Origin of the sequence: Pseudomonas antarctica (genome assembly GCF_900624995.1) — a bacterium.
In the GTDB taxonomy this organism is placed as follows: Bacteria; Pseudomonadota; Gammaproteobacteria; order Pseudomonadales; family Pseudomonadaceae; genus Aquipseudomonas; species Aquipseudomonas antarctica.
On record NZ_UYXQ01000083.1, the window covers coordinates 1 to 18,138 of the forward strand.

Genomic DNA, 18,138 nt, shown 5'->3' on the forward strand with positions numbered 1-18,138 from the left:
CGAGCCTAGGCGAGGCACCGAGTGGTGGGGCAAAGACCTTTTGCTTACTTTTGGGTCTTTCCAAAAGTGAGCCGCTGTAAGAGCGGAACCCTACGAAGCCGTTACCGCAGCAACGGATATGTACTCATATCTACCTAAAAACCCCGTCAAAACCCTAGCGCAACACAGAAAGTTGCGTAGATACCGATGCTCGCGAAAGCGCTCTATCAAGCGCCACCGACTACTGAAGCCTGCGCAGTCCTCAGTTCATGCCGATTGCCCTTGAACAGGACCAGTGTAGCAATCAAGCCCAAAATCGCTGCCCCACTGAGCCAAATCCCCGGCGCTGCCTTGTTGTCCAGCACATGAATCAAATAGGTACAGGCCGCCGGTGTAAACCCACCAAAGGTCGCCGTCGCCAGGCTGTAGGCCAGGGAGAAGCCGGTAGTGCGCACTTCCACCGGCATGATCTCGGTGAGCGCCACCACCATCGCCCCGTTGTACGAGCCATACAGGAACGACAACCACAACAGCACAATCAGCAGGTGGTTGAAGCTTGGGTTGGCCACCAGCCAGGACAACGCCGGATACGCCGTCAGGATCGCCAGAATCGTCGCGCCGAGCAGCAGGGGCTTGCGTCCGATCTTGTCGGACACTGCGCCCATCACCGGCAGCCAGATGAAGTTGGAGATGCCCACGCACACCGTCACCAGCAACGCGTCGAAGTCGGACAGGTGCAGCTCGGCCTTGCCGAAGGTCGGGGTGTAGGCGGTGATCAGGTAGAACGACACGGTGGTCATCACCACCAGCGCCATGCCGGCGATGACGATGCCAAAGTTCTGGCCGATCGAACGCACGACTTCCTGCAGGGTAGGGCGGTGTTTACGCGCCTGGAACTCAGGCGTTTCTTCCAGCGAGCGACGAATCACAAAGATCACTGGCACGATCAGGCAGCCGATCAGGAACGGCACGCGCCAGCCCCAGTCACCCATGTCTTCGGGGCTGAGCCAGTGTTCAAACCCACGCCGAGCAAACCGGCAAACACCACAGCGGCCTGCTGGCTGGCGGACTGCCAACTGACGAAGAAGCCTTTGCGCCCCGGCGTGGCGATTTCCGCCAGGTACACCGACACACCACCCAGTTCGACGCCGGCGGAGAAACCTTGAAGCAGACGGCCGAACAGTACGATCAGCGGCGCAGCCACGCCCAATGTGGCATAGCCGGGCACGCAAGCGATGAGGATGGTGCCAGCGGCCATCATGGCCAGGGTGATGACCAAGCCTTTCTTACGCCCGTGGCGGTCGATGTAGGCACCGAGGAAGATCGCGCCCAGTGGTCGCATCAGGAAGCCGGCGCCGAAGGTCGCCAGCGACAGCATCAGCGAGGCAAACGCGCTGTCGCTGGGGAAGAAGGTTTTGGCAATGGCCGTGGCGTAGAAGCCATAGACCATGAAGTCGAACATCTCAAGGAAGTTACCGCTGACAACGCGAAAAATCGCCTTGCCTTTGCCCGTCGTGGTGGACATGTCATGCACTCATCTTGGCTATCTTATTGGTGATCCTTGGTCATCATTCGTCCTTGCTGCAGTTTTGTAACCATATGTGTATTGGTTACTGCCCGCAACAGAAACCGATAGCAAGCTGACTAAATGTCGCAAGAGCTGAGGGCAATGAACACCCAAATGTGGCGGCGTTTAATTGAGGAGTGACTTACGCAGGCTGTCCGACAGGCCCTTCGGTGCCAGCCAGATGCCGAGATAGGCTTTTGCCAATTCATCATCACCACTGCTGAACACCACCTGCTCGTTGATCTCCAGGCTCAACCCGCGCCCAGGATGAAAATCCAGGGCGTAACGATCACCGCTGCGAATATTGTGGATATTGGCATGCAGTTGATTCAGTTCTGGTTTCAAGCGGGCGAGGGTCGCCCGGCTTTGCTGGCGCTTGAGGGTGGTAAGGGCGGCCTTGATCACATCGTTACGATCGATGTCGCGAAAGTAGTACAGCGTCAGGCGCAGGCGCTTTTGCTGGTCCCAGGCCTGTTTCGCACTGATGTTGGCCGGGGCGTACAGCGCTGCCGCGTAGACATCCGCCCAGAGATACTCCAGCACCGCCTGGTTTTTCCGGGCCAGCTCCTGGGATTGCGCAGGAAAACCCGCCTGCCTGAGCCGGTCCGCTTCACTCGCCTGCACGGCCACAGAGAAAATCAGCAATAAACACAAAAGCACATGCCGCATAATGGTCCGTCCTACAAAGGTGCGTGTCAGCAGTGTAATGCCAGTTTCCTGTTCCTGTAGTAAAGGCAAGACTGGCCTACGACGCGACCAAGGGTTAATGTTCGCGGCGTTGAGCCTTATATAGACTGTGCCCCGGCTCACACACTTGAGCCAAATTGTCCTTCATGCCCGCTGGCCGCGGCATGATTTAGCCAGGCGTCCAACCGAACGCCTGGCCTGTTCTGAGGAGTACGCATGGCTGTCTACAACTACGACGTGGTGGTACTGGGTTCCGGCCCGGCTGGAGAAGGTGCGGCGATGAACGCCGCCAAAGCTGGGCGCAAGGTGGCGATGGTCGATAGCCGTCGCCAGGTCGGCGGTAACTGCACCCACCTGGGTACCATCCCGTCCAAGGCCTTGCGTCATTCGGTGCGCCAGATCATGCAGTTCAACACCAACCCGATGTTCCGGGCCATTGGTGAGCCGCGCTGGTTCTCGTTCCCGGACGTATTGAAAAGCGCCGAAAAAGTCATCTCCAAGCAAGTGGCGTCGCGCACCGGTTACTACGCCCGTAACCGTGTCGACCTGTTCTTTGGCACTGGCAGCTTTGCCGATGAGCAAACCGTCGAAGTGGTCTGCGCCAACGGCGTGGTCGAAAAGCTGGTGGCCAAGCACATCATCATCGCCACCGGTTCGCGCCCGTATCGCCCGGCGGATATCGATTTCCACCACCCGCGTATCTACGATAGCGACACGATCCTCAGCCTGGGCCACACCCCGCGCAAACTGATCATCTACGGCGCCGGCGTGATCGGCTGTGAATACGCCTCGATCTTCAGCGGCCTGGGTGTACTGGTAGAACTGGTGGATAACCGCGACCAGTTGCTGAGCTTCCTCGACTCGGAAATTTCCCAGGCGTTGAGCTACCACTTCAGCAACAACAACATCACCGTGCGCCACAACGAAGAGTACGAGCGGGTCGAAGGCCTGGACAATGGTGTGATCCTGCACCTCAAGTCCGGCAAGAAGATCAAGGCCGACGCCTTGCTGTGGTGCAATGGCCGTACCGGCAACACCGACAAGCTGGGCATGGAAAACGTAGGGGTCAAGGTCAACAGCCGTGGCCAGATCGAAGTGGACGAGAACTACCGCACTTGCGTGACCAATATCTATGGCGCCGGTGACGTGATCGGCTGGCCAAGCCTGGCGAGTGCCGCGCATGACCAAGGCCGTTCGGCGGCCGGCAGCATTGTCGACAACGGCAGCTGGCGTTATGTGAACGACGTGCCGACCGGTATCTACACGATTCCGGAGATCAGCTCGATCGGCAAGAACGAACACGAACTGACCAAGGCCAAGGTGCCTTACGAAGTCGGCAAGGCGTTCTTCAAGAGCATGGCGCGTGCGCAGATCGCCGGTGAGCCGCAAGGCATGCTGAAGATCCTGTTCCACCGCGAGACCCTGGAAGTGCTCGGCGTGCATTGCTTCGGCTACCAGGCTTCGGAGATCGTGCACATCGGCCAGGCCATCATGAACCAGCCAGGTGAGCAAAACACCCTGAAGTATTTTGTGAACACCACGTTCAACTACCCGACCATGGCCGAAGCCTATCGGGTAGCGGCCTACGATGGCCTCAACCGGCTTTTTTGAGCGGCTCCGGCCGGTGGCCTGAGCCGGCCGGGGAGACCGATTTCAGTAATTCTCGAGCGTGGCAGTGGCCAAACCGGGAAAGTCTGTAATCAGGCTATCTACGCCGAAGTCGGCGAGCCTGCGCATCAACGCAGGTTCGTTGACTGTCCACACCGACACGTGCAAACCCTGGCGCTGGGCTTTTTCCAGACGCTCGGGGGTGCACAACGTCCAGTTCAACGCCAAGTATTCACAGCCGTAGTTTCGCGCGACCTTCAACGGGTCGAGCCAGGCGTATTCGGCCACCAGGCCGCGCGACAGGTCGGGGGTGAGTTCAACCGCCGCTTTCAGTACTTCCCGCGAACTTGAGGTCACGGTGACCTTGTCCATCAGGCCGAAACGTACGGCCATCTCACGAATCGCCAGCACGGTCGTCGCCGCGCGGGTGCGCGAGGCGCTTTTGACTTCCAACTGCCAGTGATCGAAGTCGCATTTCTCGAACAGTGCTTCCAGGCGTGGGATCGGGCATGGCTGAACCCAACCCGGGCCGCCTTTGCGCGCGTCCATCTTCACCAGGTCCGCCGCCGAATACTCGACGACTTTGCCGCGCCGATCGGCGGTGCGCTTGAGGGTCGGGTCGTGGATCACCATCAACTCGCCGTCCATGGACAGGTGCAAATCCAATTCGCAGCGGCGTACACCGTGCTTGAGGCACTCCTGAAAGCTGGTCAGGGTGTTTTCCGGTGCTTCGCCTTTGGCACCGCGGTGGCCGTAAATCAGGGTCACAGTTGCTCCTTTGCGCCAGATAGCCCGGCGGGGTCATACGAGATTCAGGTGTCCTGGGCGTCGCTTTGTTCGCGTGCCAGGCGTCGTTCCTGGGCTTGTTTCTGCAGAATGTAGCGCGCCAGCAACTGGCGCTGGGCGTCGGTCATGGATTCGAACTCCGTGCCCACGTCAAAAACGTCGCCCTTGGGGTCGCAATGGGTGACGCGGGCACGCAGCAAAAGGCCGAGCGCCTGGGGCATCAATACCAGCTTGACCGCCAGGTGCGTGTCGGGCGTCAGGTGCGTGGGGTGCTCGAAGTCGATACCACCTTCGGAAATGATCACCGGCTGCGGCGCGCCCACCTCATCGAGCAGGCCGCGCGCCATGATCTGGCTGAGCAGGTCCACGCGTTTGTTCTGGACTTTGAGGAAGGCGGCAAGGCTGCGATCTTTCTCGTTGATCTGGCGCAGCAGGTGCTGGGCTTCGAATTCGCTGAGGTGCAATTCGCTGAGCAGGTTGAATAGCGGCGAATCATCCAGCAACACTTCCTTGCTCGCCGCTTCCGGGGCAGACAGTGTGCTGATTTGAAGTGCGATCATGTCGTCGATACGGTAGTATTCGCGGCGTTCTTCTTCATCTAATGTCGACATGGCGAACCCAAAGTAGCGGTAATGGTCAGAGTGTAAAGCTGCTTACCTGACCCCGCCACCGGGACGTCTTCTTTTCCTCCGAACAAGCCCCGACATGTTCAGACCTCTCTTCGTATTTATCGGCACGCGTTATACCCGTGCAAAGCGTCGCAATCATTTTGTGTCGTTCATTTCCCTGACCTCGATGATCGGGCTCGCCTTGGGCGTGGTCGTGATGATCGTGGTGCTGTCGGTGATGAACGGCTTCGATCATGAGATGCGCACCCGCGTGCTGGGCATGGTGCCTCACGCGACCATCGAGGGCGATTCGCCCATCAGCGACTGGCCAAGCCTTGCCGACAAGGTCAAGCAGAACCCCAAGGTGGTGGCCGTTGCGCCGTTTACCCAGATGCAGGGGTTGCTGACCAACGACGGCAAGGTGCAGAAAATCCTGCTCAATGGCATCGATCCGGCCCAGGAACGTAACGTGTCGATCATCGACAAGTTCATGTTGCAGGGCAAACTCGACGATTTGGCGCCCGCAAGCTTCGGCATCGTGATCGGCGACAAGGCGGCGGCCAAGCTCGGCGTGGGCATCGGCGACAAGCTGACCTTCGTCGCCCCGGAGGTCACCGTAACCCCGGCCGGCATGTTCCCGCGCATGAAGCGCTTCACCGTGGTTGGCACCTTCCACGTCGGCGCCGGCGAGATCGACGGCTACCTTGGCCTGACCAACCTCACCGATCTCGCGCGCCTGCATCGTTGGAAACCGGATCAAGTGCAGGGCCTGCGCCTCAAATTCAACGACCTGTTCGAGGCACCGCGCGGCGCGTGGGAAATCGCCCAGCATTTGGGTGAATCCCAGTACTACGCCCGCGACTGGACTCGCACCCACGGCAACCTCTACCAAGCCATCCGTATGGAAAAAGCCATGATCGGCCTGTTGTTGCTGCTGATCGTCGCCGTGGCGGCGTTCAACATCATCTCCACCTTGGTGATGGTGGTGAACGACAAGAAGGGCGACATCGCCATCCTGCGCACCCTTGGCGCCACGCCGGGGCAGATCATGGCGATTTTCATGGTGCAGGGCACCGTGATCGGCGTGGTCGGCACCCTGATCGGCACTGCGGTTGGCATCCTCGCCGCGCTGAACGTCAGCGCCGCCATCGCCGCGCTGGAAAAAGTCCTCGGCCACAAGTTTCTCAACGCCGACGTCTACTTCATCGACTACTTGCCGTCCCAGGTTCAGGCCCAGGACGTGTTGATGGTGGGCGGCGCTGCGTTGGTCCTGAGTTTCCTTGCCACCCTGTATCCAGCCTGGCGCGCGGCACGTACCCAGCCAGCACAGGCCTTACGTTATGAGTGAATCGGGCATGAGTGAAAAAGCAATTTTGAGTTGCCGCAACCTGGGCAAATCCTACGAGGAAGGTCCGGAATCGGTAGTGGTCTTGTCCAACCTGCAGCTGGAACTGCACCCGGGCGAGCGCGTGGCGATCGTCGGCAGTTCCGGTTCGGGCAAAAGTACCTTGCTCAACCTGTTGGGCGGCCTGGATACGCCGTCCCAGGGCAGCGTATGGCTGGCCGGCGAAGAATTGTCGGCCCTCGGTGAGAAGGCGCGTGGCCAACTGCGTAACCGTTCGTTGGGCTTTGTGTACCAGTTCCACCACCTGCTGGCGGAATTCACCGCGCTGGAAAACGTGTGCATGCCGCTGCTGATCGGCAAGACCGCGATCCCGCAAGCGCGCCAGCGTGCCAAAGCCCTGCTGGAGCGTGTCGGCCTCGGGCATCGCCTGGAGCACAAGCCGGCCGAACTGTCCGGCGGCGAGCGCCAGCGCGTGGCAATTGCCCGTGCCTTGGTGAACAACCCAGGGCTGGTGATGCTCGATGAGCCAACCGGCAACCTCGACGCCCACACCGCCCAGGGCATCAAGGACTTGATGCTGGAACTGAGCACCCAGATGCGCACCGCGTTCCTGGTGGTGACCCATGACATGAGCATGGCCCGCCAGATGGACCGTGTGCTGCACCTGCAGGAAGGTCACTTGGTCGCCATCTGACCCGTTTCAAGCCCGGCGCCTGGCGCTGGGCTTTTTCATTTTTTTAAACGGTGCCCGCGAATGTTCAGACCGTTATCGATTTTCATCGGCACGCGCTATACCCGCGCCAAGCGCCGCAACCGTTTTGTTTCGTTTATCTCGATGACCTCGATGATCGGCCTCGCCCTCGGCGTGCTGGCGATGATCGTGGTGCTGTCGGTGATGAACGGCTTCCAGCGCGAAATGAGCTCGCGCATCCTCGGCATGGTGCCCCACGCCACCATCGTCGGCGTGAGCCCGATTGATGACTGGCAGCCCGTGGCGGCTGCGGCGATGAAGAACCCTGAAGTCACCGCCGCAGTACCGTTCACGCAGATGGACGGCATGTTCTCCTACAAGGGCGCGATGCAGCCGATCGAAATCAGCGGCGTCGACCCGGCCCAGGAAGGCAAGGTTTCGATCGTGGCCCAGCATATCGTTCGCGGCAAACTGGAAGACCTGAAGGCCGGCGAATTCGGCGTGGTCATCGGCGACATCACCGCACGGCGCTTCCGTCTGAACGTGGGCGACAAGCTAACCCTGATCGTGCCGGAAATCAGCACTGCCCCGGGTGGCATCACCCCGCGCATGCAGCGGTTGAACGTGGTCGGTATCTTCAAGGTCGGCGCTGAGCTGGACGGCTCCATGGCCTTGATCAACATGGCTGACGCCGCCGAGATACAGCATTGGCAGCCGAACCAGGTGCAAAGCGTGCGCCTGGCGGTGAAAGACCTGTATGCAGCGCCCAAAGTCTCGGCGGACATCGCCGCCAGCCTCGGCGCGGCCTACAAGCCCGATGACTGGACCCACACTCAGGGCAGCCTGTTCAGCGCCATGAAAATGGAAAAGACCATGATCGGTCTGTTGCTGCTGATGATCGTCGCCGTCGCCGCGTTCAACATCATCGCCACCTTGATTATGGTGGTGAACGACAAGGGCGCAGACATCGCTATCTTGCGCACCATCGGCGCCACGCCCCGCCAGATCATGGCGATCTTCATGGTGCAGGGCACGGTGATCGGCATTGTCGGCACCTTGATCGGCGGCGTGCTGGGCGTGATTGCGGCGCTCAACGTGAGTGAGCTGGTGGGTTGGCTGGAGCGCGTGAGCGGGCAGCATATCTTCAGTTCTGACGTGTACTTCGTCAGTAATCTGCCTTCGGAACTGCAAGGCGGCGATGTGCTGCTGATTTGCACGGCCGGGTTTGTGTTGAGCTTTTTGGCGACACTGTACCCGGCGTATCGGGCGGCGAAGATTGAGCCGGCGCATGCTTTGAGATATTCGTAACATCTAAGACCGCTTTCGCGAGCAAGCCCGCTCGCACATTTGTCCGCGTACTGCTTTTGGAATACGGTCCAATGTGTGGGCTTGCTCGCGAAGGGGCCGGCCCGGGCTGCATCAATCTTCTTTGGGCAACTCAATCACAAACCGCGTCCACCCCGCCCCAGACTCACAATAAATCCGCCCCCCATGCGCCCGCACAATCGACTGGGTGATCGCCAACCCTAGCCCTGCATGCTCGCTGCTGCCTTCGCGGCGCGCCGGGTCGGCCCGGTAGAACCGATCAAACAACCTCGGTAACAACGCCGCCGGAATACCTTCCCCCGTATTCTCCACCGTCAGCCTCACGCCCCGTGTGCTTTCAACCATCCGCACCCGCACTTCGCCACCGGCCGGGGTGAACCTCAGCGCGTTATCCAGCAAATTCGACAACGCCCGGCGCAACATGCCGCGATCACCCTCCGTATGGGCGCCGCCCTCGCGCACCAGATTCACGTGCGCGTCCTCTGCCAGCAACGCGAAGAACTCCAGCAGCGCCTCCACTTCATCGCCCAGCGCCAAGGCTTCGCGCTTGGGCATCAGTAAACCGTGGTCGGCCTTGGCCAGGTACAACATGTCATTCACCAGTTGCGCCATCCACTGCAACTCTTCCAGGTTGCTGTGCAGCGCTTCGCGGTAATCCTCCAGCGGCCGTGGCTGGGTGAGGATGACTTGGGTGTGGGTCAGCAGGTTCGACAGCGGCGTGCGCAGCTCGTGGGCGATGTCGGCGGAGAAGGCCGAGAGGCGTTGGAACGAGTCGTCCAGGCGCCCGAGCATCGCGTTGAAGGCCTGGGCCAGCTCGGCCAGTTCCAGCGGCATGTGCTGTTGCGGCAGGCGCTGGGTCAGCGAGTGCGCCGACACGCTGGCGGCCACTTCACCCATGCGCCGTAACGGCCGTAACCCGCTGCGTGCTGCCCAGGCGCCGAGCAGCGCGGTGGCCAGGGCCGAGAGGCCGACGGTCAGCCAGATCAGGTGCTGCATGCGTTGCAGGAAGTGCTGGTGATGGGTGATGTCGAGCATCAGCGTCAGTTGGGGTGAACGGGGTTGGCCGGCGACCAACGGCGCGTTGTAGACGCGATACTCAGTGCCGGCGTTTTGCAGGCTGTGCAGGCCGGGCGCTTCGGGCAGACTGATGCCAGGCGCGCCGTCAAACCAGCGCTGACCAGCGGCAGTAATGCGCAGCGTCAGTTCGGGCTGGCGATTGAGCTCGACGCGCAGTTGCGCTTCACGTTGTGCGAACACGTGCGGCGAGTCGACGCCCTGCAAGGTGCTGCGCAGTGCCACCAGTTGGCTGTCGAGTTGTTGCTGGTCCAGCTCGATAAAGTGCGCCTCACTGGCGTGGTTGAACAGCACACCGGCGAGCAACGAAACCACCGCGGTGCAGGCCGCAAACAGCAGTGCCAGACGGCTGGCCAGGGACAGGCGCTTGATCAATTGCACCGTTCCTCCAGCACATACCCCATGCCGCGCACGGTGTGGATCAGCTTGTTGGGGAAGTTGTCATCGACTTTGAGGCGCAAACGGCGGATCGCCACTTCGATGATATTGGTGTCGCTGTCAAAGTTCATGTCCCACACCTGGGAGGCGATCAGCGATTTGGGCAGCACCTCGCCCTGTCGGCGCAGCAGCAGCTCCAGCAGCGAAAATTCCTTGGCGGTGAGGTCGATGCGCTGGCCGTCGCGTTCAACGCGGCGGCGGATCAGGTCCAGGCGCAGGTCGGCCAGTTGCAGCGCGGTTTCCTGCGGCGAGCTGCCGCCACGGCGCAACAGGCTGCGCACCCGCGCCAGCAACTCGGAAAAGGCGAAGGGCTTGACCAGATAGTCGTCGGCGCCCAGTTCCAGGCCGTGCACGCGATCTTCCACGGCATCGCGGGCAGTCAGGAACAGCACCGGGATATCCAGGCCGGCGCTGCGCACGGCTTGCAGGATTTGCCAGCCGTCGCGGCCTGGCAGCATCACGTCGAGGATCAGCAGGTCGTAATCACCGGTCAGTGCCAAATGCTGCCCCGTCGTGCCGTCGGCCACCAGTTCGGTGATAAAGCCAGCCTCGGTCAGGCCCTGGCGCAGGTAATGGCCGGTTTTCGGTTGGTCTTCGACGATCAGCAGTTTCATGGGCGACTCTTGGCAGCGGTGAGCATCAGGCGTTATACCGTGGGTGCCAGGGCAAGGGCGCAACCTGACAAAGTTGTAATCTAGCAGTCAGCTGGCTGGCAGCGGCGCCATCTTAGAGTGCTGGCCAAGCTGTTCACACACCTTTGGAGAATTGAGATGGCGTTGCGTACACCGCTGATATTGGCCGGTTGCCTGTTGGCATTGAGTTTCAATGCCGTGGCTGACACGGCCCACACCTTCGCCTTTGGCCAGCCGGCGACGGCCGACAAAGCCACGCGCACCGTGGAAGTGGTGCTGCAGGACATTTCCTTTTCACCCAAGGCGTTGGACGTAAAGGCCGGTGAGACCGTGCGCTTTGTGCTGGTCAACAAAGGCCAGTTGCTCCACGAATTCAACCTGGGTGACGCGGCGATGCATGCCGAACACCAGAAGGAAATGTTACAGATGCAGGCCAGCGGCATGCTCACCGCCACCGGCATGGGCAAGATGGACCACAGCGCCATGCACCAGGATGATATGCGCCACGGCGACATGGGCGACATGAAGCATGATGATCCCAACAGCGTGCTGGTCGAGCCCGGCAAGACTGCCGAGCTGACCTGGACCTTCACCAAAGCCACGGGCCTGGAGTTTGCCTGCAATATCCCCGGGCATTACCAGGCCGGCATGGTCGGCAAACTGACCGTTGAGTGAGGCGTTTCTTAAGGGCGGGAGCAAAGGCTGGTAGACTGGCGCGGTTTATTTAGCCAGGTTTCCGCCATGCATCCCGCAGCCGAACATTCGCCGCTGGGCAAGTCCAGTGAATACATCAGCACCTACACCCCATCGTTGCTGTTCCCGATTCCTCGCGCCGCCAAGTGGGCCGAGCTGGGCCTGAGCGCCGAGACACTGCCGTATAAAGGCGTGGATTTCTGGAACTGCTTCGAATTGTCCTGGTTACTGCCGTCGGGCAAGCCGGTGGTGGCCATCGGTGAGTTCAGCATCCCGGCCGACTCGCCGAACATCATCGAGTCCAAGTCCTTCAAGCTGTACCTCAATTCGCTGAACCAGACCGCGTTTGCCGATACGGCAAGCCTGGAAGCGACCTTGCGCACCGACCTCAGCGCCGCCGCCGGCAAGCCCGTGAATGTGCGTATCCGCCGCCTCGCCGAGGTTGAAGCCGAAGGTGTGCAAGCCTTGCCGGGCGTGTGCATTGACGCGCTGGACATCAGCGTCAGCAACTACGAACACCCGCGCCCGGAACTGCTGCGTTGCGATGATTCGCGCATTGTCGAGGAGAGCGTGCACAGCCACCTGCTCAAATCCAACTGCCCGGTCACCAGTCAGCCCGATTGGGGCAGCGTGGCGGTGGAGTACCGGGGTTCGGCGCTGGATCATGCCAGCCTGCTGGAATACCTGGTGAGCTTTCGCCAGCACTCCGACTTTCATGAGCAGTGTGTGGAGCGGATTTTTCTCGACCTGCAGCGCTTGCTCAAGCCTGAGAAGTTGACTGTGTATGCGCGCTATGTGCGCCGGGGCGGGTTGGATATCAACCCGTACCGCAGTACGGAAGATGTGCAGTTCCAAAACCTGCGACTGGCCCGTCAGTAGCCTTCACACAAAACAAATGTGGGAGCAGGCAAGCCAGCTCCCACATTTGGTTCTGCGTTTGGCTTGGGCTTGGGTTAGATCCCGATATTGCCCAAGGTGATCACGATATTGCGCAGCGTCCCCGCAATACCTGGGTGATCCAGTTCGAAGCCTTCCACCGCGCGATTCACATCGTCAGCGATACTCGGGGATTGGGTGGCGGGTTCCAACTCAAGTTGCACTTCAAGCTTCGCAATCAATTCTTCCAGCGCGTCACGCTTTTCGGGTGGCAGCGGTGGCTCCTGGTTCAATTGCTCGCGCAGGATGGTGACCTGTTCTTGCAGTTTTTCGCGGGCAGGCATGGCGTTCTTCCTTTTATCGATAGGCACTGGCATAGACCGCGGCACGTCGCGAAAGGTCTACGGGCTGACGGGTAGATTAATCCACCGGCGCCCTTAGTGCATGATCTCGATCAGGGCTTCTCGCCTTTGAGCCGGCGCAGGCTGATGTCGGCCAGGCAGGTGCCGAGCTCACCGAGGTGATCAATCACCGAGTGCACGCCCAGCCCGTACAGCGCCACCGTGGCTTTACCGCGTTTGTACTCGCGTTGCTGCTCGCTCAGCGCCTGCCATTGCTCGGGCGCCAGGCCGCACAGCGAACCACACGACGCCAGACCAATGGTCCACAACCCGGCATTCAGGCCCGCTTGCAGCAAGCGCGGCTCGCCGCTGACCAGTACGCAGCCTTCCAGGCGTTCGATATTCAGTTCCATCAAGGCCTGCCAGCACGCATGCGGCGCCGGCCAGCGGATGGAGGAGGGCGAGGCTGCCTTGATCCAGTCAGGCAGCGCGGCAGCCAGCGGGTGGGTGACCGAGGGCGGTAGCTCGTCCAGCCAAGCGCAGGGCACGCCTTGGTCTTTAAGGCTGCGCAGGATTTTCAGCGCGCCCGGCGTGGCGTGGGAGTGCAGGGCGAGCGAGTCAGTGCGCGCTTGGGAACCAAAATCCACCAGGCAGCCACTCAGGCCAAAGAGTACGGCAGTCAAGGAGGGGGCATTGGCGGCGGCAATCTCGGCGTGAGGCATTTCTACATCCCTGAAATAGCAATGACGCTATCGAGGCTGGATGACAAGCGCATGACACTGACGGGTAATTGTAGGAATTTTGTGCATTTTTCGTATGTCGTTTCCTCGTAGCTGCCTAAACCAACACTTCCGTCATATACTGACACCCTTATTCAGGGCATAGCGCCCATGACAGACCATTCAAGGAGCAAAAGCTATGCGCTGGAGCCAGTACTTCGCTCAGCTATCTGTGTGTGCCACTGTCCTGTTGGCCCCGTTCGCGGCCCAGGCGGCGTCGGAAGACGACCCATGGGAAAGCGTCAACCGCCCGATCTTCACCTTCAACGACACCGTTGATACCTACGCGCTCAAGCCGTTGGCCCAGGGTTATCAGTTTGTCACCCCGCAGTTCGTGCAAGACGGCGTGCACAACTTCTTCCGTAACATCGGCGATGTCGGCAACTTGGCCAACAACGTGCTGCAACTCAAGCCACACGCCGCCGGTGTGGACACTGCCCGCCTGCTGATGAACACCACTTTTGGCGTGCTGGGCTTTATTGATGTCGGCACCAAAATGGGGCTGCAACGCAGCGATGAAGACTTCGGCCAGACCCTCGGCTACTGGGGCGTCGGCAGCGGTCCTTACGTGATGCTGCCGCTGCTGGGCCCAAGCACCTTGCGTGATGCGCCGTCCAAGTACGTCGACAGCTACACCCAACCGTATCGCTACATGAACGACATCGGCTGGCGTAACAGCACCTTCGGCCTGAACATCGTCGACACCCGTGCCAGCCTGCTCGAAAGCGAGAAGCTGATCACCGGTGACAAGTACACCTTCATCCGTAACGCTTACCTGCAGAACCGTGAGTTCAAGGTCAAAGACGGCAAGGTCGTCGACGACTTTTAAGCTGTGACGTTTTGAAATGAAAAAGGCGACCCAGTGTCGCCTTTTTTTGTGCGCGATTTCAGCGCATTTTCAAGATCTTGAGGCCCAGATGCTGGCGCTCGGCTTCGTTCCTGGCCCATACCACCTCGGTGTCCGCCTCCAGGCCCGCCAGGGCGGCGTGCTCTGAATCAATGCGCACCGTCAGGGTGTCCCCGACCTGAAACTGGCGAGGGGCCTCAACCTGCATGCCAGAGCTGGAAAGGTCCACGCAGACCCCGGCAATCTCCTGCCCTGCGTGGATCAGCGACACATCGGCATCCACTCGCATGCGGATGAAATCGCGTTTTTCGGCGTAGTCGCGCTCGTGTTCGCTCACGGGTTCCATCCTTACTTTGTGTTGTGGTCGTGGGTGTTCTTATAACTCCCTGTGATTTGCGGTGTAAAGACGCCCGGCGACCATCGGCATGAGCTTGAAACCCCTGACGGATGGGAGTACCGTCTGCGCCTTAGAAGGGCACCTCTGCTTTACCGTTGTGCGTGGGCCAAAAAGCCCGCACTTTGTAGGACAGAGTGGCTAGAAAGCGAATCCAGTACGTGCGCCCGGCCATTGCCGAGCCGCCTACGCCAACCTAATTCTGGCGCCGTTTGCCCACATGCAAAAAACCAGTGCCACGCTGCTGATAATCGATGACGACGAAGTAGTGCGCGCGAGCCTCGCGGCCTATTTGGAAGACAGTGGCTTCAGCGTCCTGCAGGCCAGCAATGGCCAACAGGGTCTTCAGGTATTCGAGCGCGACAAGCCCGACCTTGTGATCTGCGACCTGCGCATGCCCCAGATGGGCGGCCTTGAGCTGATCCGCCAGGTGACCGAGCTTGCCCCGCAGACGCCGGTGATTGTCGTGTCCGGTGCTGGCGTGATGAACGACGCCGTCGAGGCTCTGCGCCTGGGCGCCGCCGATTACCTGATCAAACCCTTGGAAGACCTGGCCGTGCTGGAGCACTCGGTGCGCCGCGCACTGGACCGTGCCCGCCTGCTGCTGGAAAACCAGCGCTACCGCGAAAAGCTCGAAACCGCCAACCGCGAACTCGAAGCCAGCCTCAATTTGCTCCAGGAAGACCAGAACGCCGGTCGCCAGGTGCAGATGAACATGCTGCCGGTCAGCCCTTGGAGCATCGACGAGTTCAAGTTCGCTCACCAGATCATCCCGTCACTGTACCTGTCGGGTGATTTTGTCGATTATTTCCGCGTCGATGAACGGCGCGTGGCGTTCTACCTGGCCGACGTCTCCGGCCACGGCGCTTCTTCTGCTTTTGTCACCGTGTTGTTGAAGTTCATGACCACACGGCTGTTGTTCGAATCCAAGCGCAATGGCACCTTGCCGGAGTTCACCCCCTCCGAGGTGCTGGGCCACATCAACCGAGGCCTGATCAGCTGTAAGCTGGGCAAGCACGTGACGATGGTCGGCGGCGTGATTGATGAAGAAACCGGTCTTTTGACCTACAGCATCGGCGGTCACCTGCCGATGCCGGTGTTATACACTCCTGACAGTGTGCGTTACCTGGAAGGCCGTGGTCTGCCGGTGGGCTTGTTCAATGAAGCCACCTACGAAGACCACATCCTGGAACTGCCGCCGACCTTCAGCCTTACGCTGATGTCCGACGGTATCCTGGACCTGCTTCCAGAGCCTACACTCAAAGAGAAAGAAGCCGCCTTGCCCCAAAAGGTCAAGTCGGCGGGCGGCAGCCTGGATGGCCTGCGGCAGGTTTTTGGATTGGCCACGCTAGGGGAGATGCCGGATGATATCGCCCTAATGGTGTTGAGCAGGAATCTTTGATGAGTACCGGAAGAATCCAATTCGCCGAGCAAGACGGGACCTTCGTCCTGAAGTTTGTCGGTGAAGTGCGCCTGACCTTGTGTTCGGCGCTGGATGCAACGATTGAGCGGATTTTCACAGCCCTGAATTTCTCGGCGATCGTGATCGATCTGACCGAAACCCGCAGCATCGACAGCACCACCCTGGGCCTGCTGGCCAAGTTGTCCATTCTGTCGCGGCAGAAGGTCGGCCTGTTGCCGACTGTGGTCACCACCCACGAAGACATCACCCGCCTGTTGCAGTCCATGGGTTTTGATCAAGTGTTCAACATCGTTGATCGCCCGATCCCCTGCCCGGAATGCCTGACCGACCTGCCGTCGCAAGACCAGTCCGAGGAAATTGTGCGGATCAAGGTGCTGGAAGCGCACAAAATCCTGATGGGCCTGAACGAGTCCAACCGCGAAGCCTTCCACGACCTCGTGAACGCCCTGGAACGCCACTAAGCCCCAGTTGACACGCACAATTCCAATGTGGGAGCGGGCTTGCTCGCGAAAGCGGGGTGTCAGTCAGTAAATTCGTAACTGACCCACCGCTTTCGCGAGCAAGCCCGCTCCCACAGTTGAGCTGCGCTTGGCTTGAGGTAGGCGAAAGGCACAAAAAAGGGCGGCACCCGCGAGGGTACCGCCCTTTTTACTACCGCCGCTATTACAGCTTGGCAGTCAACAACGCTTCAAGCTTCTCCTGATCGCGAGCAAACTGACGAATCCCCTCCGCCAGCTTCTCAGTCGCCATCGCATCCTCGTTGGACTCCCAACGGAACTGCGCTTCAGTCAAATGCACCCGCGCTTCACCGGCATGGCCTGGCGCCAACTTGCGCTCCAGCTTGCCTTCATCCGCCGCCAGTTTCTCCAGCAGGTCCGGGCTGATGGTCAAGCGGTCACAGCCGGCCAGCTCTTCAATCTGGCTGAGGTTACGGAAGCTCGCCCCCATCACCACTGTCTTGTAGCCATTGGCCTTGTAGTAGTTGTAGATGCGCGTTACCGACTGCACGCCTGGATCATCGGAACCGGTGTAGTCGTTACCGTTGGCCTTCTTGTACCAATCGTAGATACGGCCCACGAACGGCGAAATCAGGAACACCCCAGCCTCGGCACAGGCCACAGCCTGGGCGAACGAGAACAGCAGCGTCAGGTTGGTCTGAATACCTTCTTTTTCCAGCTTCTCCGCCGCGCGGATGCCTTCCCAAGTGGAAGCGATCTTGATCAGCACACGGTCACGGCCAACGCCGGCTTTGTCGTACAGGTCGATCAGACGGTGCGCACGCTTAAGAATGGCCGCTTCATCGAACGACAGGCGCGCATCCACCTCAGTGGAAATACGGCCCGGCACGACTTTGAGAATCTCTTGACCCACCGCCACCGCAAAACGGTCGCTGGCCAGGCCCACGTCGCCGTTACAGTCCTTAACGCACTCATCCAGCAGCTTGGCATAGCCTGGGATCGATGCGGCCTTGAGCAGCAGGGAAGGGTTAGTGGTGGCGTCTTGCGGCTTGAGCTTGGCGAGGGTAGAAAAATCGCCGGTATCGGCTACAACGGTGGTGAATTGCTTGAGTTGTTCCAGCTTGGAAGTCATGGGCGTGCTCTGTCCTGTGGGTCTGATGACATTACCCGAGCGCCGGCAGGCGCTCAAGGGCGCAAATGCGTTCGATCGTTTGCGAGGGCAACAACCTGAAAACAGCCGTTTGAATCACCGGCCGTACTGCTAACTAGGAGACCAAAACCGCCGTCAGGTTCAACCCAACTGCCCGATGACCACCCCGGTCAAAATGTGGGAGCTGGCTTGCCTGCGATAACGCCAGCCCAGCCAACAAACTTCCCCCTGACACCCATCACTCAAAACTGTGGGAGATTCTATGGTTGAGGGGAAGCCTCCAAAACCGCTTTTGACTGGTATTCGCTTTGATTTTTCATGAGTGAAAACGCAATACGTGCCAGCTTGCGGGCGATGATGACCAGGGCCTGAGTCGTTTTCAGGCCCCTGGCCAGGTAACCTTCATACAGCGGCTTCCAAGCTTTTGACCTGATGC

General features: G+C 60.0%; 18 protein-coding genes and 2 pseudogenes. 9 read left to right on the plus strand and 11 right to left on the minus strand.

The features are described from left to right. Positions 1-206 precede the first annotated feature (206 nt). Both tcuC and E0F99_RS23200 read right to left on the minus strand, forming a co-directional pair. Positions 207-1,504: pseudogene (tcuC, locus tag E0F99_RS23195) on the minus strand (tricarballylate/proton symporter TcuC). A gap of 168 nt (positions 1,505-1,672) precedes the next feature. After that, on the minus strand, positions 1,673-2,215 hold the full coding sequence (locus E0F99_RS23200) for a chalcone isomerase family protein (RefSeq protein ID WP_083359550.1): 543 nt from the start codon (positions 2,213-2,215) through the stop codon (positions 1,673-1,675). 234 nt (positions 2,216-2,449) lie between these two features. Here E0F99_RS23200 and sthA point away from each other — a divergent pair, with 234 nt between their 5' ends. Next, on the plus strand, positions 2,450-3,844 hold the full coding sequence (sthA, locus tag E0F99_RS23205; RefSeq protein ID WP_083359549.1) for a Si-specific NAD(P)(+) transhydrogenase: 1,395 nt from the start codon (positions 2,450-2,452) through the stop codon (positions 3,842-3,844). 42 nt (positions 3,845-3,886) lie between these two features. Here the strand turns inward: sthA and E0F99_RS23210 are convergent, their stop codons facing one another. Both E0F99_RS23210 and E0F99_RS23215 read right to left on the minus strand, forming a co-directional pair. After that, positions 3,887-4,609 carry a glycerophosphodiester phosphodiesterase gene (locus E0F99_RS23210; protein ID WP_083359548.1) on the minus strand — a complete coding sequence of 241 codons (723 nt, stop codon included), beginning with the start codon at positions 4,607-4,609 and terminating at the stop codon, positions 3,887-3,889. A gap of 44 nt (positions 4,610-4,653) precedes the next feature. After that, positions 4,654-5,238, minus strand: coding sequence for a PilZ domain-containing protein (locus E0F99_RS23215; RefSeq protein WP_083359547.1), 585 nt, complete (start codon positions 5,236-5,238; stop codon positions 4,654-4,656). 94 nt (positions 5,239-5,332) lie between these two features. On the opposite strand from E0F99_RS23215, the gene E0F99_RS23220 reads away from it, so the two are divergent. The 3 genes from E0F99_RS23220 to E0F99_RS23230 are packed head-to-tail and all read left to right on the plus strand — an operon-like array spanning position 5,333 to position 8,579. Next, the gene (locus tag E0F99_RS23220; RefSeq protein WP_083359546.1) at positions 5,333-6,583 is read left to right on the plus strand and encodes a lipoprotein-releasing ABC transporter permease subunit; all 1,251 of its coding nucleotides are present in this window, start codon (positions 5,333-5,335) and stop codon (positions 6,581-6,583) included. 7 nt (positions 6,584-6,590) lie between these two features. Continuing rightward, on the plus strand, positions 6,591-7,274 hold the full coding sequence (gene lolD, locus E0F99_RS23225; protein ID WP_165447631.1) for a lipoprotein-releasing ABC transporter ATP-binding protein LolD: 684 nt from the start codon (positions 6,591-6,593) through the stop codon (positions 7,272-7,274). Between the two features lie 60 nt (positions 7,275-7,334). Further along, positions 7,335-8,579 (plus strand): lipoprotein-releasing ABC transporter permease subunit, encoded by a 1,245-nt coding sequence (locus E0F99_RS23230; RefSeq protein WP_083359544.1) that lies wholly within the window; start codon positions 7,335-7,337, stop codon positions 8,577-8,579. A 111-nt stretch (positions 8,580-8,690) separates the two neighbouring features. Here E0F99_RS23230 and E0F99_RS23235 read toward each other — a convergent pair whose 3' ends face one another. Together E0F99_RS23235 and E0F99_RS23240 are read right to left on the minus strand one after the other, a co-directional pair. Further along, entirely contained in the window at positions 8,691-10,046 is a 1,356-nt protein-coding gene (locus E0F99_RS23235; RefSeq protein ID WP_083360484.1) for a heavy metal sensor histidine kinase, read from the minus strand. After that, the gene (locus E0F99_RS23240) at positions 10,043-10,723 is read right to left on the minus strand and encodes a heavy metal response regulator transcription factor (protein WP_083359543.1); all 681 of its coding nucleotides are present in this window, start codon (positions 10,721-10,723) and stop codon (positions 10,043-10,045) included. The genes E0F99_RS23235 and E0F99_RS23240 overlap by 4 nt, the downstream gene beginning before the upstream one ends. A 156-nt stretch (positions 10,724-10,879) precedes the next feature. On the opposite strand from E0F99_RS23240, the gene copI reads away from it, so the two are divergent. Both copI and queF read left to right on the plus strand, forming a co-directional pair. Continuing rightward, positions 10,880-11,416 (plus strand): copper-resistant cuproprotein CopI, encoded by a 537-nt coding sequence (gene copI, locus E0F99_RS23245; RefSeq protein ID WP_083359542.1) that lies wholly within the window; start codon positions 10,880-10,882, stop codon positions 11,414-11,416. A 66-nt stretch (positions 11,417-11,482) separates the two neighbouring features. Then, positions 11,483-12,313, plus strand: a complete 831-nt coding sequence (gene queF, locus E0F99_RS23250) for an NADPH-dependent 7-cyano-7-deazaguanine reductase QueF (protein WP_083359541.1) — start codon at positions 11,483-11,485, stop codon at positions 12,311-12,313. A gap of 74 nt (positions 12,314-12,387) precedes the next feature. Here queF and E0F99_RS23255 read toward each other — a convergent pair whose 3' ends face one another. Together E0F99_RS23255 and pcrP are read right to left on the minus strand one after the other, a co-directional pair. Further along, the gene (locus E0F99_RS23255) at positions 12,388-12,654 is read right to left on the minus strand and encodes a DUF4404 family protein (protein ID WP_083359540.1); all 267 of its coding nucleotides are present in this window, start codon (positions 12,652-12,654) and stop codon (positions 12,388-12,390) included. A gap of 110 nt (positions 12,655-12,764) precedes the next feature. Beyond that, a complete protein-coding gene (pcrP, locus tag E0F99_RS23260; RefSeq protein ID WP_083359539.1) occupies positions 12,765-13,373 on the minus strand; it encodes an HAD superfamily inactivated hydrolase PcrP in 609 nt (202 codons plus the stop codon). A 196-nt stretch (positions 13,374-13,569) separates the two neighbouring features. Between pcrP and E0F99_RS23265 the strand changes: the two genes are divergently transcribed. After that, positions 13,570-14,259: an MlaA family lipoprotein gene (locus E0F99_RS23265; protein WP_083359538.1), complete on the plus strand. Its 690-nt coding sequence runs from the start codon at positions 13,570-13,572 to the stop codon at positions 14,257-14,259. A gap of 58 nt (positions 14,260-14,317) precedes the next feature. On the opposite strand, the gene E0F99_RS23270 is transcribed toward E0F99_RS23265, so the two are convergent. Next, positions 14,318-14,614 carry a PilZ domain-containing protein gene (locus E0F99_RS23270; RefSeq protein WP_083359537.1) on the minus strand — a complete coding sequence of 99 codons (297 nt, stop codon included), beginning with the start codon at positions 14,612-14,614 and terminating at the stop codon, positions 14,318-14,320. Between the two features lie 277 nt (positions 14,615-14,891). Here E0F99_RS23270 and rssB point away from each other — a divergent pair, with 277 nt between their 5' ends. Both rssB and rssC read left to right on the plus strand, forming a co-directional pair. Then, the gene (rssB, locus tag E0F99_RS23280) at positions 14,892-16,073 is read left to right on the plus strand and encodes a two-component system response regulator RssB (RefSeq protein ID WP_083359536.1); all 1,182 of its coding nucleotides are present in this window, start codon (positions 14,892-14,894) and stop codon (positions 16,071-16,073) included. Then, positions 16,073-16,555 (plus strand): anti-sigma factor antagonist RssC, encoded by a 483-nt coding sequence (rssC, locus tag E0F99_RS23285; RefSeq protein WP_017848891.1) that lies wholly within the window; start codon positions 16,073-16,075, stop codon positions 16,553-16,555. The genes rssB and rssC overlap by 1 nt, the downstream gene beginning before the upstream one ends. A gap of 202 nt (positions 16,556-16,757) precedes the next feature. Here the strand turns inward: rssC and tal are convergent, their stop codons facing one another. Together tal and E0F99_RS30580 are read right to left on the minus strand one after the other, a co-directional pair. After that, a complete protein-coding gene (tal, locus tag E0F99_RS23295) occupies positions 16,758-17,684 on the minus strand; it encodes a transaldolase (RefSeq protein ID WP_083359535.1) in 927 nt (308 codons plus the stop codon). A gap of 278 nt (positions 17,685-17,962) precedes the next feature. Next, a pseudogene (locus E0F99_RS30580) lies at positions 17,963-18,138 on the minus strand (IS110 family transposase); the annotation flags it as partial.